This window comes from Sphingomonas sp. IC4-52, from assembly GCF_020707225.1.
In the GTDB taxonomy this organism is placed as follows: Bacteria; Pseudomonadota; Alphaproteobacteria; order Sphingomonadales; family Sphingomonadaceae; genus Sphingomonas.
The window spans coordinates 333,432-355,316 of sequence record NZ_JAJFEU010000003.1; the positions used below are offsets into that span (position 1 = coordinate 333,432).

Here is a 21,885-nt window from a genome sequence, read left to right on the forward strand (position 1 = left end):
CCCCACCTCTGCTTGGTCTGTGCTTTTTGACAACCTAGCACCGCTTGCTCGAAATGCGCATAGGGGAGCAACCGTTCGAGCGATCCAGCCATCGTGTTCGTCGCGATTTGGTCGCACTCGTCGCAGGGAGCGCCCGTAAGATGCTGCCTTCAGGCAGTATTTCACGCGATGCACCCTCTGCTCCCTTTGACCGCCGGCGACCGCTCCTCCCACACGCTGGCGATCGGGTGCTTCGCCTCGCTGTGCCGCGACCGACTGGCGGAACCGCTGGTGGCGTTCACCACCACCCACCCCGATGTTGCCGTCGGCGTGCATGACATGAGTCTTGGCGAGTTGCTTCCCGCCGTGGAGGCAAGGCGGATCGCCATCGCCATCTGTCCGTGCGAGCCGGTGGAGGAGCTCGCGCACACCAACCTTTGGATCGACCATGCCGTTGTGGCGATGAGCCGGGATCACCCGCTTGCGGTCGCCCCCTCGATTCACGCGGCGCTGCTGAGGGAGGAGGTGCTGCTGATCTCCCGCGATCGCAACCGGGCGCAGCTTAATCGCTTCCTGATCGAGCGGCTGTTCGCAAGCACGCCTCCCGCACGGATCATCGCGGACCCGCGCAACGATCGACTGCTGGAGCGGGTGTCGGCAGGGGAAGGTATTGCCCTGTTATGCGAAAGCCAGGTTGATGCCAGCCTCGCACCATTGGTGGTGCGGCCGCTGGCCGACGCACGCGCCAGCTTTCGCCTCCGCGCTCATTGGCACGCGAGCGATGGCGCTCCGCCGCTCGACACGTTGCTCGACTTGCTGACCGCCAGCCGCGAACCGCGGAACTAACCGAGTCGGGCGGATCAGGCGGACAGTGCTTGCCCTTGCCCTCCGGGCACATTAAGTCACAGCAGGTTAAGCGGCCGCTCCGGTAAGGGGCGGCCCTATTTGTTTATACCGAAAGGCATTCACGCATGGCCCAGCCGCTCATGCCCCACGCGACCGCTTCCTGGCTGGTCGACAATACCTCGCTCACCTTTGAGCAGATTGCCGAGTTTTGCGGCCTCCATGTCCTTGAGGTGCAGGCGATCGCTGATGACACGGCGGCGACCAAGCTGACCGGCCGCGATCCGGTGCGCGCGCATGAGCTGACCCAGCTTGAGATCGACAAAGGTCAGGCCGATGCGAATTATCGCCTGAAAATGACGAAGGGTCCGGAGCAGGTCCGCCGCACAAAGGGCCCGCGCTACACGCCGGTATCCAAGCGCCAGGACAAGCCGGATGGCATCGCCTGGATCATCCGCAATCATCCGGAAATCAGCGACGGCGCAATTTCGAACCTGATCGGCACGACGCGCACAACAATCGCGGCGATCCGTGATCGCACGCACTGGAACATCGGCAACATCACGCCGAAGGACCCGGTGACGCTTGGCCTGACGACCCAGCGCGAGCTTGATGCCGCGGTGGCAAAGGCAGCCAAGGGCGCCGGCTCCGAGCCGCAGCCCACCGACACCCGGCTTGACGGTGATCGCGCAGCCCTGATCGAGCAGCTTCGTGCCGAGCGCGAGCAGGCGGCCCGCGACGCCGAACTGGCCGGCGGCGAAGGCGGCGAGGATCGCCCGCTGTTCGACGATCCGTTCCGGCGCTAATGTCACTTGCCACCGCGCGGTGGTTGCGGCCGGTCTTCCGGCAAGCACCGCCGCGTCGGTGAGGGCGGCACTTGGCCGTCCCGAAAATAACGGATCGGCATCGGGCGGTAACCGGCGGGCTGGCGCCGTTACTGCGGTGCTTACCCGCTGTTCCCGCTCGAGGTGTAGCGCCGCGATGCCGCGCGAACGCCAACTAAACTCTCGACGTAACGATTGTTATGCTGATAGCGTCGCTGCATGGCGACGGCATATCTACGCACGCTGATCGGGGATGAGGGCCTGACGCCCACCAGCTCCGCCGGTCTGACCTTCCCCTTCGGCGATCGCGGGCCGCAGCCGGGCGAGCTGCTCAGCCTCATGGACGGGATCCGCTGGTGGCGCGTCCCAATGTCCGGTCCCCTGAAGCACGTCAACGGCCTGATCCTGGACGACGGCCCCGATCTCCTCGCGATCGACACCGGCACCGCCAGTCCGCGCTGCACGGAGGCGTGGCGCACGATTCTTGACGGGCCGCTCGCCGACAGCCGGATCGGCCGCATCCTGTGCACCCACATGCACCCCGATCACGTCGGCCTCGCAGGCTGGCTTTCGCGCAAATTCGATGACGCGGCGATCGTCATGACGCGCACCGAGTGGCTGATGGTCCGCATGCTTTCGGCCGATGCCCAGTCCGAAGTACCCGAGGAACAGGTCGCCTTTTGGCAGGGTGCTGGCTGGGACGAGGAGCAAGTGGCGCACGGCAAGGCACGCGGCTGGTCGAGCTTCGGCAAGGCGATTTCACGGATGCCGGTTTGCTACTCCCGTATCCAGGACGGCGAGGTGATGCGCATCGGCGGCAGCGACTGGCACGTCGTCACCGGCAGCGGCCATAGTCCGGAGCACGCCTGCCTCGTCGATTACGACCGCCGCGTGCTCGTCGCCGGCGATCAGGTGCTGCCCAAGATCAGCTCGAACGTCTCGATGCACGTCAGCCAGACCAACGAGGATCCCCTTGGCGACTGGCTGCGCTCGATCGAGCGGTTCAAGCAATTGCCCGACGACCTGCTGGTCCTTCCCGGGCACGGCGACCCCTTCTACGGCCTGCACACCCGTCTCGACGCCTTGCGCGACGAACATCTCGATCGCCTCAACGCGATCGTGGACCTGATGGCAAGCGGCCCGGTCCGCGCAGTCGACTGCTTCAAAGTCCTCTTCCGCCGCCCGATCGGCCTCGACGTCATCGGCATGGCCACTGGCGAGGCGCTTGCGCACCTGCGCCGCCTGGAGCTCGAAGGGCGAGCGGTGCGCGAGGTAAAGAACGGCGTGTGGTGGTTCGCGCGCGCTTAGTGGAAGCTGTGTGCTAATACCTACCCGACACTCGAACCCCACAAGTAGCGATCTCTTCGCCTTTCGAATGCTGGTGCAACCGGCATGAGTTCAAATTGGCAGATCACGCCTGCACAATTAAGCGCCAGTGCGCTGCTCGGCCTCTGTTCAACAGCCATGCTCAGCCCTGCTGATGCGAAACTCGCGGGTCCCGCTGATCTTAGCGCAGGACCAACCGCGATCCGCCCCGCCAACTGGGTCAAGGCAACAGATTTCCCAAGCGATGCGCTCGACAAGGGTCAGAAAGGAACCGTCAATTTCTCTATCGCGGTGGATGCGACAGGCGCGGTTTACCGTTGCGAGATAGTCCGTTCCAGCGGCACGCCGTCTCTTGATGAACGGGCGTGCTTGTTGATGAAGCGTAAGGGAAGGTTCAAACCAGCGCTTGATAAACACGGAAACCCGATCCCCAGCGAACACACGCGTCGGATCGCGTGGGATACCAAAGCACCGCTGACTAGTAGCTATGACGTGGTCGCAACCGTTCAGGCGTTAGCCTCGGGCAAAAAGGCTGCTGATTTCTCCGTCCGCCAAATAGTGTCAGCAGATGGCACGGTTGAAAGTTGCGGAATCGAGAGATCTAGCGGGGATGCGGATATAGATCGACAAGCATGTAAGCTGGCTTCTCAACTCCTTCCGCCACCAAAAATTCGCGCAGCCGACAACACGCCGATCCGGGGGCTTCGCGTGTCTAGATTGGCTCTTTTGGTTGATGACGCGCTGAAAGGGGCGGCCTTACCATGACCCGTTAGTTCGGTGTCATTTCCCGATGGCTCGGCCGCCAGGCGCGGTATGCTCCGACGCCGCCGCTCGTTCTTTTGGCATCAATCGAGAAGCACTTCGTTTATCGCGGCCTCTGGATCGCGGCAGAAAGCCCACGGCTTCATTCTACACCCGAGCCAAGTGCCGCCGCCCGTGATCACGGACGGCGGTCTATGCTGATCAGTGCCGGAAGTGCCGCATGCCGGTGAACACCATCGCGAGGCCCGCCTCGTCGGCCGCCGCGATCACCTCAGCATCGCGGATGGAGCCGCCGGGCTGGATCACTGCCGTCGCGCCCGCCTCGACAGCAGCGAGCAAGCCGTCGGCGAAGGGGAAGAACGCATCCGACGCCACTGCCGAACCGATCGTGCGTGGGCTGGCCCAACCGGCCTTATCGGCCGCATCCTTTGCCTTCCACGCCGCAATGCGGGCCGACTCCAGCCGGTTCATCTGCCCTGCGCCGACTCCGGCGGTGCTGCCGTCCTTGGCATAAACGATCGCGTTCGACTTCACGTGCTTCGCCACGGTCCAGGCGAAGCGGCAGTCCGCCAGTTCCTGCGCGGTCGGCTGGCGCTTGGTCACCACCTTCAGCATGTCATCGCTCAGAACGCCATTGTCGCGTGACTGCACCAGCCAGCCGCCCGCGATCGTCTTCGCCGTAAGGCCGCCGCGCGCCGGATCGGGCAGGCCACCGGTCAGCAGCAAGCGCAGGTTCTTCTTTGCCGCAAACAGCGCGATTGCTTCCTCATCGGCGTCCGGCGCCACGACCACTTCGGTGAAGATCCCGGTGATCGCTCTGGCAGTTGCTGCATCCAGCGGGCGGTTGAGCGCGATGATGCCTCCGAACGCCGATACGGTGTCACACGCGAACGCCGCCTCATAAGCGTCGGCCAGCGTCGCGCCGGTCGCCACACCGCACGGATTGGCGTGCTTCACGATCACGCAGGTCGGCTCCGCATCGCGGAACTCGCTCACCAGTTCCAGCGCGGCGTCGGCATCGTTCAGGTTGTTGTAGCTAAGCTCCTTGCCCTGCATTTGCCGCGCCTGGCCAATGCCGGGGGTCGACGGGCCAGCGTGGTGGTAGAAAGCCGCCTGCTGGTGCGGGTTTTCACCATAGCGCAGCACGGTCGGGGCCTCGAGCGTGAAGGGCAGGGTCGCCGGAAATTGCTCGTCCTGGTCGGACAGGCCGAACCAGCTGGCGATCATGCCGTCATAGGTCGCGGTCGCCGCAAAGGCCTTGCCGGCCAGCCGCTTGCGCTCTTCGAGCGTGGTCTCGCCCCGCGCGACGATTGCGTAATCCGCAGGATCAGTGACGATCGCGACATAGGCGTGGTTCTTCGCTGCTGAGCGAACCATGCTGGGCCCGCCTATGTCGATATTCTCGATCACCTCCGGCCGGTCAGCGCCCTTGGCCACCGTCTGCGCGAAGGGATAGAGGTTTACCACGACGAGATCGATCGCTCCGATCCCATGCTCCTCCATCGCCGCCGCGTGCGCGGCATCGTCACGCACTGCAAGCAGACCACCATGCACCATCGGGTGAAGCGTCTTGACGCGGCCGTCCATCATCTCGGGAAAGCCAGTCAGGTCGGACACATCACGCACGTCGAGCCCAGCGTCGCGAAGCGCCTTGGCGGTGCCGCCAGTGGAGACGAGTTCTACGCCTCGGCCTGCGAGCGTCCGGGCAAGATCAACAATCCCCGTCTTGTCGGAAACGGAAAGCAGGGCACGGCGGATGGTGATGGAGGTCATGGTAATCCTGCTGCCCTTCCTGCGCGGGAGGAGGGGCTGGTGGGTGGACGTCAGGTGACACGCCACCGGCTGGGCCGGGAATGCCACGGGCTCGCGCCTCCCCTACTCACTCCCTCGCCGGGAGGGGAGCCTTAATCAGCGCGCCCGCTTCAGTAGCCATCCGACGGTCGCCCCGCCCGCCTCGGCCGCGCCGCCGATCACCAGTTGCTGTGTGGCAATGGGCCGGCCTTCACCATCGATCCAAAGGCTTTCCTCGATCGTCAGCGATTCGCCGCGGGTGCGAAACTGCCACATGGCGCCGCCGGGGACGCGCAATACGGCCCCCAGTCCGTCGGCCGTCAGAGAGGCCTCGACCGCTTGCCCCAAGTGGAAACGAATGGCGAAGGGGGATGGCCCGGGCTGCCGCCTTCGCCCCTTGGGCAGCAGCACGTCCTCGCCACGAAGCTCCTTGCCGTCAGCGGTGAGAATCAGTTGCCGGCGATGAACGAACCCATGGCGGCGCACATAGCCGTCATGGCTCGCCTCGATGCGGCTGGCGTTTTCCGACTCCTGGCGGGTGAGTTCCACTTCCGCCACGCCCCGGCCCAGCGTCCCATCGGCATGGACGGCCGTAGAATTGGTATCGGCAAGCGTCAGGGTGGAATGGGCGGCGGTCGTCCGCAGACCTTCAATCAGGCCCCGCGGCAATGCCGGCACCGCCGACCGCGCTCCGCCGCAGTTCACGACGATCCGGGACGGCCCGTCCGAAAGCTCAAAGGCCAAGGTGGAGGCACAACCACCTTCCAGCACCCGCGCGATCGGCGGCGGGGCTGCATCGACCAGAAGCACGGTGGTGCCCGCCACTAACCGCTGATAGCCCCAATCCCGGGCCTGCCGGAGCGGCCGTGCACGCACCCCGCTCGCCTCGATCACCTGCGCCACGCGATCTGCCGGGACTGGCCCTCCGCCCTGCCAACTCGCCAGCCCGCGATCGGCATGGCACGTACCAAGGAGCGCCGGGACCATCCGCGATAGGGCTTCTTGCGCGAAGCCAGGCAGATCCTGGCGCCGGGCAGCATAGCTTTCACGTAGCGTGACGATCAGGCCGATAGTCTCCAGAAGTGCCTCGGGGGAGCGGCTAACGACCCCGCCGTCGGCCGATAGTGCCGTTCCCAATGCTCTTGCGAGGCCGGCTTCGCCGAAAGCTTTGCGCGGATCCCCGCCGGGAATGAGCAGCCCGGCGGCAATGACCCCGCACCACGCGGCGACCCGGTTCGGCCCCGGCGAGGCCTTGTCCGCACTGCTGTCAACATGCCGCGCCCCTCGCGCGAGCGCGTTCAAGACCTTGGATCGGTACACAAGATCCGTCGAGGACAGGATCAGCGGAGCGTGAGACGTCCAAAACAGGATCCGCCGCCCCCAGAGATCCGGGCGCCAGGCGAGTGCGGTGATCCGGTCCGCATGAGCTGCGAGCCACCGCTCCATCAGATCCTCGGCGATCGGCGCGCCTTGAGCGCGCGTGGCGACGCTCGAAAGATCGCGAAGCCATGCAAAGCTATGGAGATATTCGGCAAATGCGGGCGACGGCGAGAAGCTGCGCAGATCGAGCCCGGCAATCTGATGGCTTTCGCCCCGGTAGAGAAGGTGGCCGTCCAGCAGCGCCTGACCGCGCGCCACATCGCCGAACAGGGGGTCGTCGGGAACGGCAATCAGCTTGAGCGGATAACGACCCTTCAGCCGAAAGCCGTGGATCGGCGTGCGCCAGGTCAGGCGGTGAAAGCGATCGGTCAGGCGCTCGGCAAGCGACAATCCCTTGTCGCCGCCAACGCGCACCAGCCGCTTGCCTTCGTCGATCCCGTCGGCAGTGGAAAGATCGTCCGTCCGTTCGCTCATGCGCCCCTTAACGCGCGAATATTGTCGGCATAGGCATCAGGGCCACCGCGGAAAGTAGCCGTGCCCGCAACCAAGGCATCCGCACCGGCGTCAACTGCCAGCCGAGCCGTACGCACATCGATACCGCCATCCACCTGAAGGTCGATATCGCGGCCGCTGGCATCAATCATCTTCCGGATCGCCGCGATCTTGCGCAGCTGGCTGTCGATGAAGCTCTGGCCGCCAAACCCGGGGTTGACGCTCATCACCAACACAAGATCGACCATGTCGACGATGTAATCCAGCATCTTGGCCGGCGTGGCCGGATTCAGGACAACGCCCGCACGCTTGCCTAGCGACTTGATGTGCTGGAGCGACCGGTGAATGTGCGGGCCCGCCTCCGGATGGACGGTGATCGTGTCTGCCCCCGCCTCCGCAAAGGCATCCAGATACGCATCGATTGGCGAGATCATCAGATGCACGTCGAACGGCTTCGCCGTGTGCGGGCGGAGTGCCTTAACCACTGCCGGGCCGATCGTGATGTTGGGGACGAAATGCCCGTCCATCACATCGATGTGGATCCAGTCCGCGCCCGCCGCGTCAATCGCGCGCACTTCCTCGCCCAGCTTGGCGAAATCGGCAGAAAGGATCGACGGGGCGATACGGACTGGCTTCAACGGTTCACTCGCTCGATTGTTGTTCGGCCTGCCTGTCGGAAGACTGCCTGGATCCCTCGAACCGAGAAGGCGGTGGCTCCGATCAGCGCAAGCCGGACAAATGGGGCAACGGGAAAAATCCTTAACGCCCGATCGGTTCAGGCGGAAGCGCGCAGAAGCCGCGCGACGAAAAAGCCGTCGCACCCCCCGACATCGGCAAGAGTGCCGGGGAGCGTCCGCACGTAGCCGCTGTCATTCGGCTCGATCCCGGCCGGCAGCTCTTCAGCTGCTGGAGGCTCGAGCGTGTAGTCGGGATGAGACGCCAGGAAGCGATCCAACTGCTTTTCTCCCTCCGCGGGTTCAAGCGAGCAGGTAGCATAAACGAGACGCCCTCCTGGCCGGACCCAGGTGGCTGCGCGATCAAGCAGGCGGGACTGCAAGGCGGCCATTTCTTCGACCACACCAGAATGCGCGCGATAAAGAACGTCCGGATGGCGGCGAAAAATGCCCGTGGCGCTACAAGGGGCGTCCAACAGCAGCCCGTCGAACGGCTCCGCAGGAGACCAATCCAACGCGTCGGCGATCACCACCTTTGCAGGCAAGTGGGTGCGCGCAAGATTCTCGTGCAACCGAGCTGCGCGGGATGGCGCGATCTCCAGCGCCGTGACATCCCAGCCGGCTGCTGCCAGCTGCATGGTCTTGCCTCCGGGCGCTGCGCATAGATCGAGGACTTTGCCCGGCCCCCTGCCCAGCAAACGCGCGGGCAACGATGCCGCCACGTCTTGCACCCACCAATTGCCCTCAGCATAGCCCACCAGCTGCGTGACCGGTGCGGCATCCACGAGCCGACGGTGATCCGCCGCCAGGCTCGCGCCCTCCGGAGCGAGCGCGTCGGGGCTCGCGAGTGTCAGGTCGAGTGGCGGAGGTGCCGCTATGGCGGCAGCGGCGGCAGTGGCCACCCCCTCGCCCCAAGCCGCACGCCACCGATCCGCCACTGGACTAGGAAGCGAGGGCAACTCAGGCAGCATTGCGCCGCCGCGGGTCAGGGCGCCGAACACGCCATGAACCAGCTTGCGCGGACCGCCATCCACCAAGGGCAGCACCGTGGCGATTGCGGCGTGCGGCGGGGTCCCAAGCGCCAGCGTCTGAACCAGGGCGACGCGCAATGCGGTCCGCGCCTTCGCATCGTCCGGCAGCGGCTGGCGAGTCGCCGAGTCGATGAGTGCATCCAGATCAGGCAAACGACGCAACGCCTCAGCCGCGATCGCATGGGCAAGGCCGCGATCTGCCCCTTCCAAGCCGCGCGCTGCCGAAGGCAGCGCCGCCTCGAGAGGCTCGCCGCGGCGTAAGACTGCGTCCAAAAGCCGCAATGCGGCCCGGCGGGCAGCTGTGCCTGGCGGATCAGCGGGGCGGCGGTTTGCGGTAGAACGGGGCTTGGCGGGGGAAGGCATCGGGCCCATGTGGCGGCTTACGGCCTTAACCGGAAGAGCTGATGTCAAAACGCCCTCCTCAGGTGAAACCGCCCGCCTATCTGTCGCCCAACAAGCCTGTACCTGCACCGGCACCGATGGAGCGTCCGGCGGAAGACCCGCTCGGCCGTGATCCGGTGCGTTATGGGGACTGGGAGAAGAAGGGCATTGCCGTTGATTTCTGATTGAGGCCGCTTGAACGCAATTGTTCTGCGTGATTGAGGAGCTGAAGGGATTGAGCCAGTCGCAGTGACCTCCTTTCGCAACCGGAACGAAGGCGGGTTCCAAACGTCTCAGCACCGATGTTGAGCCCGCTACTGCGCCCACGTCTCCGGATTGCGGCCGTCCTGATCACAGTGATCATCACTATCCTGGCGGTAACGCTCGCTGCGTTTCCTTGGGGATTGCTGAAGGGCTTACTAGAAAGTCGAATGACGGCACGCTTCGGGCGTCCGGTCGCCGTTGGCGCCATGGAGCGCGTCGACAATTTCGGCTTTACGACCTCCGTTCGACTCCGCGATGTGCGGATCCCTGGTCCAGCCTGGGCCGGTTCCGTCGATCTGGCGCGTGTGGCACGCATGGAAGTCGGCTTCAGCGCGCTATCGCTCGTCACAGGCCGACTGGCGCTTGAGGACGTCTCGATCGAAGGGGCGCAACTCAACCTGATCCGCGCGGCTGACGGACGTGAGAACTGGCGCGGTAGCACTGGTCGCGGCGGAATCGGCGGCGGGGGACTTGATCAACTCGTCGTGCGCCAATCGCGGCTGAGGTATCGCGACGATAAGCAGAACCGCAATTTCGACCTGGCGATTGAGTCCGATCCGGCTGCGGGTCTGCGTGTGACGGGCACCGGCGAGATCCGCGGCACGCCGGTGCGCGTCGTCGCCAAGGGACCAGCGATCTCCGGCGAAAAACAGGGCAAATGGCCGTTTGATGCCCGGCTGACGGGCGATGATCTCTCGATGCATGCCAAGGGCACTATGGCGGCACCGCTCGACACTGAGCACATGTCGCTGGAGGTTACGGCGCGTGCGAGCGACCTGAAGCTCGTCGACGCGGTGATCGAAGCAGGCCTCTTTCACACTCAACCAGTCGTGCTTGCCGCCAAGGTGCGACGTGAGCCGGATCGTTGGTTGATCGATCGACTCAACGGACGGGTCGGCAGGTCTGATCTTTCAGGGCAACTCACCGTCATCAAGACGGCAGGCAGAACGAAGCTCGAGGGATCGTTCGAGTCTCGGCAGCTCGACTTTGACGACCTCTCTTCCGACGAGGGCTTGCGAAGAGCCGCAGTGAAGAAGCAGGCCGTCGGACCCCGGATCGTACCCGACACGCGGGTGAACTTGGCCAAGATCGGCCGAACGGACGGGCGCATCAGCCTGAAAGTCTCCCATATCGTGAGCCGGCACGGACCTTCTTCGTTGACCAGCCTCGCCGGCACTTTGGTACTGGAGCACCGTGTGTTGACGGTGTCCCCGCTGACCATCGGCCTTCGCCAAGGGCGTATTACCGGCACAGCCGTGATCGACCAAGGTGAAGACGGGCCGGTCCCGCTGGTTAGGCTCGATCTCCGGCTGACTGGCAGCAGCATCCCGGCGCTTGCCGGCGGCGGCGGAACCGTCACGGGTCGCGTTGACGCACGTGCCGTTCTTGCCGGCCGCGGGAGCACCATCCGTGAGGCCGTCGGCAACTCAAGCGGGCGGATCGGCCTTGCTGCTCGCGATGGGGAGCTGCCCAAGGAGATTGCCGAAGCCCTCGGCTTCGATGCCGGTGGGGCGCTTCTCGCAAGACAGGCGGACCGTGCAACATTGCGGTGTGTGATCGTCGGGCTGACAATGCGCAATGGCAGCGGGCGCGTCGGACCATTCGTGGTGGATACGTCGCAAAGTCGGCTGGATGGCCAAGGAACCATCACCTTCCCCGATGAACAACTATCCATCCGGCTGACCGGCGCGCCAAAGCACGACGCGGTGCTGAAGCTGCCCGGTTCGGCAATCATGAATGGCACGATCAGCGAGCCAAACGTCGTCGTGCCGCGGCAGGTCAAGTCGGTCGCCAACGTATTCAAGGCCATCGGCCGCGCGATCACGGGTCGGCAGGGACCAGCGGCTCAGGAAGCAGATTGCGGTGCCCTTACCCGCCAAGTGCTGCAATAGCTCCGCTTCTAACGCCTGCGCCCGTCAATGCCGGCGTGCCGAGTTAGCGGGTTGCCTCGACGAGCTTCAGCAGCGTGCTCCAATTACGCCCGGTGGACGGCGGCAGTTTCCCCTTGGTCAGCAAGGCCGAAAACCTGGATCGGCCGATCCCCTCGGGATAATCGACGTACAGTTCGCGCCCGATCGCTAGCACCTGCTCGAGACCATTGTAGCTTGCCACCAGTTCCTCCATGCGCGCAGGGTCCAGTGGCTGGCGATAAAACAGCACCTGGACATGGTTCGGCCGGGCGGCGATTGCTTCAGGAAAGGGCGCGGTTGCCGCAATGGCGGCGAGCTCCGCGTGGCTGCGCACAAACCATGTCGTATCAAGCGACAGTCTCGCCTTAGCAGCCTCCTCCAGCCGCGCTTCAATCACTGCTGCATCTGCACCGCACGAGAATATGGCATTGCCGGATGCGAGAATGGTGCGAACATCAGCCATTCCCTCGCTCTCGAGGAAGGACCGCAGATCGGCCATGGGCAGCGGCTTGCCCGCGTTGATCGCGCGAGGAAGCGCAGCCCAGCGCATCATCCCTCTTCTCTTAACGGGCGAGCCAGGAGATCGTCGATGACAGCGCGCGCAGGCACACCATCGAGCAAGCGACAAACCGCCGCCGTGATGGGCATGTCGATCCCCGCCTCTGTCGCTGCCTCGGCCAGAACAGGAGCGGTGAAGGCGCCTTCCGCCACAGTACGGCGATCCGCCAGCAGGTCCGCCGCCAAGGCGCCACGCCCGAGGCCAAGACCCAGCGAAAAGTTGCGGCTGCTAGTCGACGAACATGTGAGGACCAGATCGCCGAGTCCGGAAAGACCGGCCAATGTTTCCGGCCTGGCTCCCCGCGCCATCCCGAAACGGGTCATTTCCGCGAAGCCGCGGGCAATCAGCGCAGCACGGGCGTTCTGACCGAGACCCGCCCCTTCAACAACGCCGCAAGCGATCGCGAGTACATTCTTGACCGCTCCGCCGATCTCCGCCCCGATCACGTCCGTCGATGCGTATGGACGAAAGCTGGGGCTGGCCAACCGAGCCGCCAGTCTGGTCTGAAGCGCCTCATCTGCACAGGCGAGCGTCACCGCAGTCGGCAGGCCAGCGGCGACTTCATGGGCAAAGGTCGGACCGGAAAGCACGGCGATGGGAGCTTCCGGATGAACTGCTTGCGCCACTTCGCCAACCAGCAGCCGGCTTCCCGCCTCGATGCCCTTCGCGCATAGTACGAGCGGCGTCTGACCGACTGGTGTGGCGCGCAACACGGCACCGACATGCTGTGCAGGCGCCACCACCAGCAATGCATCGTGCCCGCCGAGATCAGCGAGAAGCCCGGTCGCGCGGATCGCTGGTGAAAGCGGCACACCGGTCAGAAAAGTAGTATTCTCGTGCCGGGCGTTGATGCTTTCTACCACTTCCGGCTCACGCGCCCAGAGCAGCACGTCGCCGCTGCGCGCTGCCACCTGAGCCAAGGCGGTGCCCCACGCCCCGCCTCCAATCACGCCGATCTTCACGCCTTCACCCCTGCGCCGCGAACTGCCTCTGCATTCGGATCCAGCGGCCATCTGGCCCGCGCAGGCGTATCAAGCGGATCGACCAATCCGGCGGAAAAGCGCTCGGCCCCCGCCCAGGCGATCATGGCCGCGTTATCCGTACACAGCCATAGCGGCGGTGCGACGAAGCGGAGACCGTTGGCACTTGCGAGTGACGACAAGGCGTCACGCACCGCTGTATTGGCTGCCACACCGCCGGCGACGACCAGGGCAGTCGCGCCATTTGCCTGTGCCAGGGCGCGTCGCGTCCGATCGATGAGGCAATCCACCACCGCTGCCTGGAAAGACGCAGCGATGTCCTCTGGTGGGTATTCGCCAATCACTCGCGCGACCGCCGCCTTCAGCCCGGCAAAGGAGAAATGCGGCTCCGACGAACGCAATAACGGCCTAGGCAGGGGCACTGCCGTAGGGTTTCCGGCCTTTGCGGCGCGCTCAACGGCCGGACCACCCGGAAAGCCCAAGCCAAGCAGCTTTGCCGTCTTGTCGAAGGCCTCGCCCGCGGCATCGTCGATCGTTGTCGCCAAACGGCGGTAGCTGCCCACTTCCTCGACCAGCAGCAGCTGGCAATGCCCACCCGATACCAGGAGCAGCAGATATGGAAACGCGAGGTTGGGATCAGCCAGCCTAGGGCTGAGTGCGTGGCCCTCCAGATGATTGACGGCGACGAGCGGCTTGCCTGCGGCATGAGCAAGTGCCTTTCCGGTCACCAGCCCCACCATCACGCCGCCGATCAGGCCCGGGCCGGCCGTGGCTGCCACCGCGTCCACATCCGCCAGCGTTACGCCTGCATCAGACAGCGCGGCCTGAACCAGGGGCTCAAGAGCCTCGACATGCGCCCGAGCCGCGATCTCCGGCACGACGCCGCCATAAGGCCGGTGTTCGCTTTCCTGCCCCGCAAGGCGGTGCGCCAACACCTGCCGGTCGCCAGTGACGATCGCTGCCGCAGTTTCGTCGCACGATGATTCCAGGCCGAGGATGAGCATCGGCCTCCCTTATCCATTCGCCCGGAGCTTGTCGAAGGGCGGCCCAGGTCCGATAGAGCGGCTCTCCCGAATGGCTGAGTACAAACGATCCATGGCGAACACCTTCAGGCTTGGCACCCGCGGTTCGCCGCTCGCCCTTACGCAGGCGGGCATGGTTCGAGACGCGTTGATGGCGGCGCACGGCTGGGACGATGTCGAGATTGTGGTTGTTCGCACCACGGGCGATCGGATTCAGGATCGCGCCCTGGCCGAGATTGGCGGAAAGGCGCTTTGGACCAAGGAGCTGGATCGCGCGCTACTGGCCGGCGAGGTGGACGCTTGCGTCCACTCCATGAAAGACGTTGAAACGATCCGGCCGGCCGAGATCGCCATCGCCGCTATGCTGCCCCGCGCAGACGTTCGTGATCGCCTGATCGGTGCGGAGTCGATCGAGGCGCTGCCGCAAGGAGCGGTGGTCGGCACCAGCTCGCCGCGTCGTCGAGCGCAGCTGCTTCGGCGTCGGCCCGACCTGCGCATCGTGTTGCTTCGGGGTAACGTTGACTCGCGCCTCGGGAAGCTGGCGGCTGGCGAAGTGGATGCCACGTTGTTGGCAGCCGCTGGCCTGCAACGGCTCGAGCGTCACGATACGGGCACACCTCTGTCCGTCGACGGCACCCTGCCCGCGCCATCGCAAGGCGCAGTAGGCATTGAAACTCTGGCGGGCGGACCAGCACGCAAGTTCGTCCAGGCGATCGATTGCACGGCTACCCATCTTTGTGTTCGCACGGAACGCGCCTTGCTCGCGGCTCTTGGAGCCACTTGTCACTCGCCAGTGGGGGCGCTTGCGTCTTGGCAGGACGGGACAATGACGCTGGCGGCCGAGTTGCTGGATGAAGATGGCACGGCTCACATCGCCGGCAGCATGACGGGGGCCGGTGGCGAGACGCTCGGCATGGCGTTGGCAGCAGACCTGCTGGAGCGGGCGCCTTCGTCGATCCGGCGGTTGTTCGGGGGGTGAAACGCCCCGCCCTCGTCTTGCGCCCGGAGCCTGGCGGCTCAGCGACCGCAGATCGACTGAGGGCCGCTGGGTTGCTTGCTATTCGATTGCCGCTTTTCCGGGTTGCGCCGATCGCCTGGTCCCCGCCAGCCGATCAATATGATGCCTTATTGCTGACGAGCGCCAACGCTGTCCGTCAGGCGGGATCTGCTCTTTCTGCACTGCGGGCGCTACCCGTAGTCGCTGTCGGTCGAGGCACGGCGGCGGCGGCGCGCACTGCCGGCTTCACGGTCGCGGCAGTGGGTTGCAGCGATGGCGCGCAAGCACTCGCCCTGGCGCGTCAAAACGGATGGCACCGGATACTACGCCTAACGGGTCGTGAGCGGACGCGCCTCGAGGGGGTGACGGACATTCCGGTTTACGCCAGCAATCCGCTGACCCCCCCGCCGAATGCGTTACGCGTGGCACAAGGGGCAGTGGCTCTTCTTCACTCGTCGCGCGCAGCGACACACTTCCGTCATTTGCTCGAGCGTGATGTCGTGGATCCCAAAACCGTGCGGATCGCTGCGATCAGCAGCGCCGTTGTGGACGCGGCCGGAACCGGCTGGAACCGCATCGTGATCGCCAAGGAGCCGAACGATGCTGCCTTGGTGGCAGCCACCTGCACGCTCGCAATTGACCAGTAACGATCCGCTGGGGATAAGGCGCTCATGGATGAAGCTGTGCCGCTCGATCCCGCTCCGCGCCGGTCGCGAGTTGGCCTAATCACTATATTCGTGGTGCTGGCGCTGATCGTTGGCTTTGGCCTGATGTGGCTCTCAGTGCAGGACCGTGCAGGTTGGTGGCAGCAGACACCCACGCCCGCGGCAGCACCGAGCGCTGAGACGGGTTCAGCGGCCGCCATGCAGCCCGGCGCTCCCGTCGTCGGCCCCGTCGATCCGGTGACGCTCGCCACGCGAGAAAGCGCGCTGGCCGCACAACTGGCGGCACTGGAGGCGCGCGCTGCCGGAATGGAGCTTGACGTTACCGCCTCGGCCGATCGCGCCGGCCGGGCTGAGGCGATCCTGGTCGCCTTTGCGGCCCGGCGTTCTATCGAACGCGGCAGGCCGCTCGGCTATCTCGAAGAACAACTCCGCCGTCGTTTCGGCACCACGCAGCGGCAAGCCGTGGACACGGTTATCCAGGCTGGCCGTGATCCGGTGACCCTGGAGGGACTTCGTGAGGCGCTCGAGGCGAATTCATCCCTTTTGCTAAACCCCGGATCGCGGCACTGGTTCGACGGTCTTCTCGACGAGCTGCGCCACCTGATCGTGCTTCGTGAAGCGAATCTGCCTTCCGCCATCCCGTCTGAGCGACTGACGCGGGCACGACGGCTGGTTGATGCGGGACGGGTGGAAGCTGCGTTGGACGAGGTGGAGCGCCTTCCGGGTGGCTCACAGGCCGTAAACTGGACGAACGCCGCGCGGCGCTATGTTGCAGCCGACCGAGCGCTGGAAGCCCTAGAGACTGCGGCGATCGTCGGCACCATTGCGGGGGCCGCACAAGCAGCGCAGCAGCCATCCCAGCCAGCAGCGCCCGCCATGAAGGGGCCCTCGGATCAAGGGGATACGCAGGGCTGATCCAACGAACGCCTGCATTCTTCCGGTATTGGGTCCACGTTCATTGGAGCGTTGCCTCGGCGCACTTTCCCTGCAAGCATCGGTGCTTAAATGAAAAGGGAGAGCGGGATGCGCGGGTATTGGCGGACAACAGCAACAGCATTGGCGGGGTTGAGCCTGGCTCCATCCGCAACTGCGCAGAACCGCCCCGACGAGAAAGCCTTCTTCGACCTGTACAAGGAGTTGGTCGAAACCAACACGGTCGTTGATCAAGGAAGCTGCACACGCGCTGCCCGGCAAATCGCCAATCGGATGAAGGCCGCCGGCTATTCGGACAGCGATCTGGTCATCTTCTCCACACCCGAGCATCCCGAGGATGGCGGGCTGGTGGCGACACTGCCCGGCTCGGATCCGAAAGCCGGGGCGATGCTGTTGCTCGGCCACCTCGACGTGGTCGCCGCGAAGCGTGAGGATTGGCAGCGCGACCCGTTCAAGCTCGTCGAAGAGGACGGCTTCTACTATGCCCGCGGCTCCGTAGACGACAAGTCGATGTCATCGATCTGGGCCGACACGATGATCCGCTTCCGCCAGCAGAATTTTCGCCCGAAACGAACCGTCAAGATGGCCCTTACCTGTGGTGAGGAAACCACCTACGCCTTCAATGGTGCCGATTGGCTGGCACGGAACCGACCAGAACTGGTACGGGCCGATTTCGTGCTGAACGAAGGAGGCGGCGGCCGGCTCGACGCCCGCGGGCAGCGGCAGGCACTTGCGATCCAGGTCGGCGAGAAAGCGGCGCAGAACTTCACCTTCGTCGCGACCAATCCGGGCGGCCACAGCTCTGCGCCGACGCCGGAGAATGCAATCTACGATCTCGCTGATGCTATCAAACGGGTGCAGAATTACGAATTCCCGATCAGATTCTCTGACACCACCCGGGCCTTCTTCACGGCCAACGCCAAGGCGCTGCCATCGCCCACCTCCGCGGCGATCCAGCGGTTGCTCGCCAATCCGAAGGACCAGAGCGCCGACGAAATCGTCAGCCGTGACAAGGTGCTGCACTCCACGCTTCGGACAACCTGCGTCGCGACGCTCGTCAACGCTGGCCATGCGGAAAATGCCCTTCCACAGCGCGCCACGGCTAACGTAAACTGCCGCATCTTTCCGGGCGAAACCGTGGACGGGACGCTCGCCAAGCTAAAAGAGCTTGCCGGACCAAAGGTGACGGTTACCGCCAACCTGCCCGTTCGCCCCGTTGCCGTTCCGCCGCCGCTTGATCCAAAGATCATGGGACCTGTGCAGTCGCTCGCCGCCAAGCACTTCCCCGGTGTGCCGGTGGTCCCCATGATGTCGACGGGGGCGACGGACGGTGTGTTCTTCGGCACGCTCAACATGCCCGTTTATGGCGTACCTGGCCTGTTTCTGGAGCCCGACCTCAACGGCACGCATGGTCTGAACGAGCGTATTCGCGTGACGTCCCTCTACGAAGGACGGGCCTATCTCTTCGATCTAGCGAAGACCCTGGCAGAGTAACACTGGAAAGACATCGGTCCGGGTTCCTCCGCGGGAGCCCGGACGAGGCCTTACGCGCCTGAGGCAATTTCAGCCGCCGGCGCTTTCTTGCTCAGCCTTGATCCTCGGCAGCTTAGCGCCCGATCCAATCAGCCACTTCACCGGCGACCTGATTTGCTGCCTGGTTCAGCGCCACGCCGACGGGTGCAGGCTCAATCGCGGAAACCGCCACGCGTGCTTCGAAACGACGCTTTTCCAGCGCGCCGCCCTCGTCGCGGACCAAGGCCGCATCGTAAGTGACCACGGCGTTTGACGTTGCTGCGTCCACACCGAACATCCGCAGTTCACCGGCAAGCCGAGCGCCGGGATCCGCGAGCGACTGTGCACCTGAAAGGACGACGCGACCCGTCCGCGCCGTGACCGTGTCGGACAGCAGCCGCGCGAACTGCCGCGCAGGGGGCTCCACCCATTGCGCATCCTTGACATAGGCGATGTCGGTTGCGCTCGCCTGCACCGGTATGCGGTTGTTCGCCAGTGCCTGCGGCACTGCCGGCACCTGGATCGTGACAGTCCGTGCTCCTGCCGATGACTGTGCCTGCCCCACTGGCACCTGTTCAGCCGCGGTAAGACTAAGCAAGGACTCCGGCGGCTTGGCACCGAAGCTGATGCAGCCGGCAAGCGGCAGCAGAGCAAGACCGATCAGGAACTTTTTCATATCCGTTCTCACTTGCCCTTATAGTCCGGCAGCTTTTGCTGACCGATCAGCGACCCTGCGCCTTGCCGATCCACCTTCTCGGCCACCGAGGCGAGGGCTGCCGACATCTGCCGCAGATCGAGTACCAGCTGGTTGATCTCCGGAACGGTGCGTTTGGAGAATGTTTGCAGCCCAGGGCGCGCGTCCTGGAAGGCGCTGTTCAACGTTTCCGTGCTTTGCCGCGCCGAGCGGATCGTTTCGTTCAGGTTGACGATCGTCGGGCGAACATCCTGAGCCAGCACGCCGTTTGTCGTGGCTGCGAGCTCACCGATCTGCTGGGCCGCGTCGCCCGCCTGTTGGATGGCGATACGGGTCTGCGCAAGCGTTGCAGCGATTTCAGGGCCGCGGTCTGCCAGCGCGTCGGTCAGACGATTGGTGTTCTCCAGGATACCGGCGATGGATGCCTGGTTGCGATCGGTCAGCAGCCCGGTCAGCCGCTCCGTCAACGTGGACAGCCGTTCCAGCAACTGCGGCGCGGAATTCAGGATCGCGCCGAGACCGCCCGTACGGGTCGGGATCACCGGCACTCCATAAGGGCACTGTCGCCCATCATCATTCTCAGGGCAGACGATCGGCGGGGCGCCCTTGCGGGCGCCGTCCAGACTTACGGTGCTGGTTCCGGTGAAGCTTCCCTGGATGGTCGCGGCGGTACCTTGCAGGATCGGCGTTTCTTGACTGACTTCAATGCGAACGCGAACGAACTGAGGATCATTGCGCCAAAGCTGGATCGACTTCACCTGTCCTGAAGGAACACCGGAATATGTGACCTGCGACCCTCGGGCGAGACCATCGACCGACTGCTTGAAGAAAATGTCATACTCGTTCTGCGTGGCGCCGCCCAATCGCGCAATCCACACCGTGAAGAGCGCCAGCACCGCCAGCAGGATCAGCACGACGGCGCCGACCAGCACATGGTTGGAACGGGTTTCCATCAATCAGCCCCTGACTTTGCCTTGGCGCCTGCCGCAACCTCTCGCGTCGCCACAGCGGCTCGGCCACGTGGCCCGCGGAAGTATTCCTGAATCCATGGATGCTCCAGCGCGAGCAGTTCGTCGATCGTTCCGACGGCGATGACGCGCTTGTCGGCCAGCACCGCCACCCGATCACAGATCGCGTACAACGTATCCAGATCGTGCGTGATCAGGAACACCGTAAGCCCCAGCGTTTTCTGGAGCGACCGCGTAAGATCGTCGAACGCCGCGGCGCCGATCGGGTCTAGGCCAGCCGTCGGCTCATCAAGGAACAGGAGCTCCGGGTCGAGCGCAAGCGCACGCGCGAGCCCGGCGCGCTTCTTCATCCCACCGGACAGTTCCGCCGGATATTTCGGCCCAGCGTCGGCCGGGAGCCCCGTCATCATCACCTTGAATGAGGCGATTTCGTCCAGCAGCGCCAGGTCGAGGTTCGGGTAAAACTCCCGCAATGGAACCTGCACGTTCTCGGCCACGGTCAGCGTTGAGAAAAGAGCGCCGCCCTGGAACAACACGCCCCAGCGTTTGCGAATCTCGACGGCCTCGGTTTCTTCACGGCCAAGCGTCGGCTCTCCGAATACCGTCACCTCACCCGCGGAGGGGCTCTGAAGACCGATGATGGAGCGCATGAGCACGGATTTGCCCGTGCCAGATCCCCCGACCACGCCAAGGATCTCGCCTCGCCGCACATCCAGGTCCAAGTTCTCGTGGACAACCTGGTCCCCGAACGCGTTCTTCAGGCCGCGAACTTCGATGATGTTCTCGGAACTGCTCATCAGATCCAGCCGATCCGTTCGAAGAACACGGCAAAGAAAGCGTCCAGGACGATCACGAGGAAGATGGCCTGAACGACAGCTGCGGTGGTCCGGGTACCGACCTGCTCGGCATCACCCTCCACTTGCATCCCCTGAAAACAACCGGCGATCGCAATAATGGCGCCAAACACAGGTGCCTTGATGAGCCCCACGTACAGGTCAGTGATCGGTACGACCTCACGCAAGCGCGCCACATAGGTCACGGGCGGAATTTCGAGCTGCCACCAGCATAACAGCCCGCCTCCGATGATCGCGATGAGCGAGGAGTAAAAACCGAGCAACGGCATGAGCATGACGGCGGCGATCGTGCGCGGAAGCACCAGCGCTTCCATCGGGGAAACGCCGATCGTGCGCATGGCGTCGACCTCTTCGGTCAGCTTCATTGTGCCAAGCTGCGCCGCAAACGCGGATCCGGACCTGCCAGCAACCATGATCGCGGTCATCAACACGCCAAGCTCGCGCAGCGTAATGCGGCCGATCAGGTTGATCGTGAACACCTCCGCGCCGAACTGTCGCAATTGCACTGCACCCTGCTGCGCAATGACGATGCCGATGAGGAAGCTCATCAGCCCGATAATGCCGAGCGCCGAAACCCCGACCACTTCGAAGCGCTGAACAGTCGCGTTGAACCGGAAGCGGCGCGGATGCCTGATCACGCTGATGAAGGCGAGAACCGTTGCACCGAGGAAGCCGAGCAGGCCCAGAAGGGTGCGGCCCGACATGACCACCGCTTCCCCGACTTCGCCGAGAACACGGTTGAACGGGCTGACATATACTGGACGGGTCGAAACCGGCTGGTCGGCAATCCCCACCTGATCGAGAAGGTGCTGATGCTCAGGCTTCAGGCCCGTGATCCGAGCACCGTGCTTCTTGGCGAAGCGATACACGACCCAGGCGCCAATCGTATCCATTCGCCCGATACCGGAAAGGTCGAGCTCCGTGATCGCGCCGGGATAGGTATCAAGCCGGCCGGGAAGATCATCCAGGCGAGCGAGCAGCAAGTCGCCGGTGAAGCGCAGCTTGCCCCCGTCCTCGCTGAATTCGGCCAATGCGCCCATCCCC

At 64.5% G+C, this 21,885-nt stretch carries 21 protein-coding genes; 10 read left to right on the forward strand and 11 right to left on the reverse strand.

Annotation, left to right across the window (positions count from 1 at the left end):
• Positions 1-168 precede the first annotated feature (168 nt).
• The 4 genes from LK535_RS10525 to LK535_RS10540 all read left to right on the forward strand — a co-directional run bounded on the left by LK535_RS10525 (position 169) and on the right by LK535_RS10540 (position 3,737).
• A complete protein-coding gene (locus LK535_RS10525) occupies positions 169-825 on the forward strand; it encodes a LysR substrate-binding domain-containing protein (RefSeq protein WP_227771849.1) in 657 nt (218 codons plus the stop codon).
• A 125-nt stretch (positions 826-950) separates the two neighbouring features.
• Positions 951-1,628, forward strand: a complete 678-nt coding sequence (locus LK535_RS10530) for a DUF1013 domain-containing protein (protein ID WP_227771850.1) — start codon at positions 951-953, stop codon at positions 1,626-1,628.
• Positions 1,629-1,865: 237 nt separating this feature from the next.
• On the forward strand, positions 1,866-2,954 hold the full coding sequence (locus LK535_RS10535; protein WP_227771851.1) for an MBL fold metallo-hydrolase: 1,089 nt from the start codon (positions 1,866-1,868) through the stop codon (positions 2,952-2,954).
• Positions 2,955-3,038: 84 nt separating this feature from the next.
• The gene (locus LK535_RS10540; RefSeq protein WP_227771852.1) at positions 3,039-3,737 is read left to right on the forward strand and encodes a TonB family protein; all 699 of its coding nucleotides are present in this window, start codon (positions 3,039-3,041) and stop codon (positions 3,735-3,737) included.
• Between the two features lie 198 nt (positions 3,738-3,935).
• Here LK535_RS10540 and purH read toward each other — a convergent pair whose 3' ends face one another.
• The 4 genes from purH to LK535_RS10560 form a co-directional block, all read right to left on the reverse strand.
• Positions 3,936-5,507 carry a bifunctional phosphoribosylaminoimidazolecarboxamide formyltransferase/IMP cyclohydrolase gene (purH, locus tag LK535_RS10545; RefSeq protein ID WP_227771853.1) on the reverse strand — a complete coding sequence of 524 codons (1,572 nt, stop codon included), beginning with the start codon at positions 5,505-5,507 and terminating at the stop codon, positions 3,936-3,938.
• 135 nt (positions 5,508-5,642) lie between these two features.
• Complete coding sequence (locus LK535_RS10550; RefSeq protein WP_227771854.1) at positions 5,643-7,379, reverse strand: heparinase II/III domain-containing protein; 1,737 nt, start codon at positions 7,377-7,379, stop codon at positions 5,643-5,645.
• Positions 7,376-8,035 (reverse strand): ribulose-phosphate 3-epimerase, encoded by a 660-nt coding sequence (gene rpe, locus LK535_RS10555; protein ID WP_227771855.1) that lies wholly within the window; start codon positions 8,033-8,035, stop codon positions 7,376-7,378. The genes LK535_RS10550 and rpe overlap by 4 nt, the downstream gene beginning before the upstream one ends.
• Before the next feature lie 137 nt (positions 8,036-8,172).
• Complete coding sequence (locus tag LK535_RS10560; protein ID WP_227771932.1) at positions 8,173-9,465, reverse strand: RsmB/NOP family class I SAM-dependent RNA methyltransferase; 1,293 nt, start codon at positions 9,463-9,465, stop codon at positions 8,173-8,175.
• Between the two features lie 41 nt (positions 9,466-9,506).
• Between LK535_RS10560 and LK535_RS10565 the strand changes: the two genes are divergently transcribed.
• The gene (locus LK535_RS10565) at positions 9,507-9,668 is read left to right on the forward strand and encodes a DUF1674 domain-containing protein (RefSeq protein ID WP_227771856.1); all 162 of its coding nucleotides are present in this window, start codon (positions 9,507-9,509) and stop codon (positions 9,666-9,668) included.
• Between the two features lie 117 nt (positions 9,669-9,785).
• Complete coding sequence (locus tag LK535_RS10570) at positions 9,786-11,639, forward strand: AsmA family protein (protein WP_227771857.1); 1,854 nt, start codon at positions 9,786-9,788, stop codon at positions 11,637-11,639.
• Between the two features lie 43 nt (positions 11,640-11,682).
• On the opposite strand, the gene LK535_RS10575 is transcribed toward LK535_RS10570, so the two are convergent.
• The 3 genes from LK535_RS10575 to tsaD are packed head-to-tail and all read right to left on the reverse strand — an operon-like array spanning position 11,683 to position 14,200.
• Positions 11,683-12,210, reverse strand: a complete 528-nt coding sequence (locus LK535_RS10575) for a DUF1697 domain-containing protein (protein ID WP_227771858.1) — start codon at positions 12,208-12,210, stop codon at positions 11,683-11,685.
• Positions 12,207-13,178 carry an NAD(P)H-dependent glycerol-3-phosphate dehydrogenase gene (locus LK535_RS10580; protein WP_227771859.1) on the reverse strand — a complete coding sequence of 324 codons (972 nt, stop codon included), beginning with the start codon at positions 13,176-13,178 and terminating at the stop codon, positions 12,207-12,209. The genes LK535_RS10575 and LK535_RS10580 overlap by 4 nt, the downstream gene beginning before the upstream one ends.
• Positions 13,175-14,200 carry a tRNA (adenosine(37)-N6)-threonylcarbamoyltransferase complex transferase subunit TsaD gene (gene tsaD, locus LK535_RS10585; RefSeq protein WP_227771860.1) on the reverse strand — a complete coding sequence of 342 codons (1,026 nt, stop codon included), beginning with the start codon at positions 14,198-14,200 and terminating at the stop codon, positions 13,175-13,177. The genes LK535_RS10580 and tsaD overlap by 4 nt, the downstream gene beginning before the upstream one ends.
• Before the next feature lie 91 nt (positions 14,201-14,291).
• On the opposite strand from tsaD, the gene hemC reads away from it, so the two are divergent.
• The 4 genes from hemC to LK535_RS10605 all read left to right on the forward strand — a co-directional run bounded on the left by hemC (position 14,292) and on the right by LK535_RS10605 (position 18,307).
• Positions 14,292-15,197 carry a hydroxymethylbilane synthase gene (hemC, locus tag LK535_RS10590; RefSeq protein ID WP_227771861.1) on the forward strand — a complete coding sequence of 302 codons (906 nt, stop codon included), beginning with the start codon at positions 14,292-14,294 and terminating at the stop codon, positions 15,195-15,197.
• Positions 15,194-15,862 carry a uroporphyrinogen-III synthase gene (locus LK535_RS10595; protein ID WP_227771862.1) on the forward strand — a complete coding sequence of 223 codons (669 nt, stop codon included), beginning with the start codon at positions 15,194-15,196 and terminating at the stop codon, positions 15,860-15,862. Before hemC ends, LK535_RS10595 begins: the two co-directional genes overlap by 4 nt.
• A 24-nt stretch (positions 15,863-15,886) precedes the next feature.
• The gene (locus LK535_RS10600) at positions 15,887-16,795 is read left to right on the forward strand and encodes a hypothetical protein (RefSeq protein ID WP_227771863.1); all 909 of its coding nucleotides are present in this window, start codon (positions 15,887-15,889) and stop codon (positions 16,793-16,795) included.
• 108 nt (positions 16,796-16,903) lie between these two features.
• Positions 16,904-18,307 carry a M20/M25/M40 family metallo-hydrolase gene (locus LK535_RS10605; protein ID WP_227771864.1) on the forward strand — a complete coding sequence of 468 codons (1,404 nt, stop codon included), beginning with the start codon at positions 16,904-16,906 and terminating at the stop codon, positions 18,305-18,307.
• A gap of 112 nt (positions 18,308-18,419) precedes the next feature.
• Here the strand turns inward: LK535_RS10605 and LK535_RS10610 are convergent, their stop codons facing one another.
• From LK535_RS10610 to LK535_RS10625, 4 genes are read right to left on the reverse strand one after another with little or no spacing between them, the layout of a single operon-like run.
• On the reverse strand, positions 18,420-19,001 hold the full coding sequence (locus LK535_RS10610) for an ABC-type transport auxiliary lipoprotein family protein (protein ID WP_227771865.1): 582 nt from the start codon (positions 18,999-19,001) through the stop codon (positions 18,420-18,422).
• 8 nt (positions 19,002-19,009) lie between these two features.
• Positions 19,010-19,972, reverse strand: a complete 963-nt coding sequence (locus tag LK535_RS10615; RefSeq protein ID WP_227771866.1) for an MlaD family protein — start codon at positions 19,970-19,972, stop codon at positions 19,010-19,012.
• Positions 19,972-20,784, reverse strand: a complete 813-nt coding sequence (locus tag LK535_RS10620; protein WP_227771867.1) for an ABC transporter ATP-binding protein — start codon at positions 20,782-20,784, stop codon at positions 19,972-19,974. The genes LK535_RS10615 and LK535_RS10620 overlap by 1 nt, the downstream gene beginning before the upstream one ends.
• On the reverse strand, positions 20,784-21,881 hold the full coding sequence (locus tag LK535_RS10625; RefSeq protein ID WP_227771868.1) for an MlaE family ABC transporter permease: 1,098 nt from the start codon (positions 21,879-21,881) through the stop codon (positions 20,784-20,786). The genes LK535_RS10620 and LK535_RS10625 overlap by 1 nt, the downstream gene beginning before the upstream one ends.
• Positions 21,882-21,885: the final 4 nt, after the last annotated feature.

What these genes read in the sequence shown, in the direction of transcription:
- LK535_RS10525 (WP_227771849.1), top strand. Translation starts at nt 169, where the DNA reads ATGCACCCTCTGCTCCCTTTGACCGCCGGCGACCGCTCCTCCCACACG.
- LK535_RS10530 (WP_227771850.1), top strand. Translation starts at nt 951, where the DNA reads ATGGCCCAGCCGCTCATGCCCCACGCGACCGCTTCCTGGCTGGTCGAC.
- LK535_RS10535 (WP_227771851.1), top strand. Translation starts at nt 1,866, where the DNA reads ATGGCGACGGCATATCTACGCACGCTGATCGGGGATGAGGGCCTGACG.
- LK535_RS10540 (WP_227771852.1), top strand. Translation starts at nt 3,039, where the DNA reads ATGAGTTCAAATTGGCAGATCACGCCTGCACAATTAAGCGCCAGTGCG.
- purH (WP_227771853.1), bottom strand. Translation starts at nt 5,507, where the DNA reads ATGACCTCCATCACCATCCGCCGTGCCCTGCTTTCCGTTTCCGACAAG.
- LK535_RS10550 (WP_227771854.1), bottom strand. Translation starts at nt 7,379, where the DNA reads ATGAGCGAACGGACGGACGATCTTTCCACTGCCGACGGGATCGACGAA.
- LK535_RS10560 (WP_227771932.1), bottom strand. Translation starts at nt 9,465, where the DNA reads ATGCCTTCCCCCGCCAAGCCCCGTTCTACCGCAAACCGCCGCCCCGCT.
- LK535_RS10565 (WP_227771856.1), top strand. Translation starts at nt 9,507, where the DNA reads ATGTCAAAACGCCCTCCTCAGGTGAAACCGCCCGCCTATCTGTCGCCC.
- LK535_RS10570 (WP_227771857.1), top strand. Translation starts at nt 9,786, where the DNA reads ATGTTGAGCCCGCTACTGCGCCCACGTCTCCGGATTGCGGCCGTCCTG.
- LK535_RS10575 (WP_227771858.1), bottom strand. Translation starts at nt 12,210, where the DNA reads ATGATGCGCTGGGCTGCGCTTCCTCGCGCGATCAACGCGGGCAAGCCG.
- tsaD (WP_227771860.1), bottom strand. Translation starts at nt 14,200, where the DNA reads ATGCTCATCCTCGGCCTGGAATCATCGTGCGACGAAACTGCGGCAGCG.
- hemC (WP_227771861.1), top strand. Translation starts at nt 14,292, where the DNA reads ATGGCGAACACCTTCAGGCTTGGCACCCGCGGTTCGCCGCTCGCCCTT.
- LK535_RS10600 (WP_227771863.1), top strand. Translation starts at nt 15,887, where the DNA reads ATGGATGAAGCTGTGCCGCTCGATCCCGCTCCGCGCCGGTCGCGAGTT.
- LK535_RS10605 (WP_227771864.1), top strand. Translation starts at nt 16,904, where the DNA reads ATGCGCGGGTATTGGCGGACAACAGCAACAGCATTGGCGGGGTTGAGC.
- LK535_RS10610 (WP_227771865.1), bottom strand. Translation starts at nt 19,001, where the DNA reads ATGAAAAAGTTCCTGATCGGTCTTGCTCTGCTGCCGCTTGCCGGCTGC.
- LK535_RS10615 (WP_227771866.1), bottom strand. Translation starts at nt 19,972, where the DNA reads ATGGAAACCCGTTCCAACCATGTGCTGGTCGGCGCCGTCGTGCTGATC.
- LK535_RS10620 (WP_227771867.1), bottom strand. Translation starts at nt 20,784, where the DNA reads ATGAGCAGTTCCGAGAACATCATCGAAGTTCGCGGCCTGAAGAACGCG.
- LK535_RS10625 (WP_227771868.1), bottom strand. Translation starts at nt 21,881, where the DNA reads ATGGGCGCATTGGCCGAATTCAGCGAGGACGGGGGCAAGCTGCGCTTC.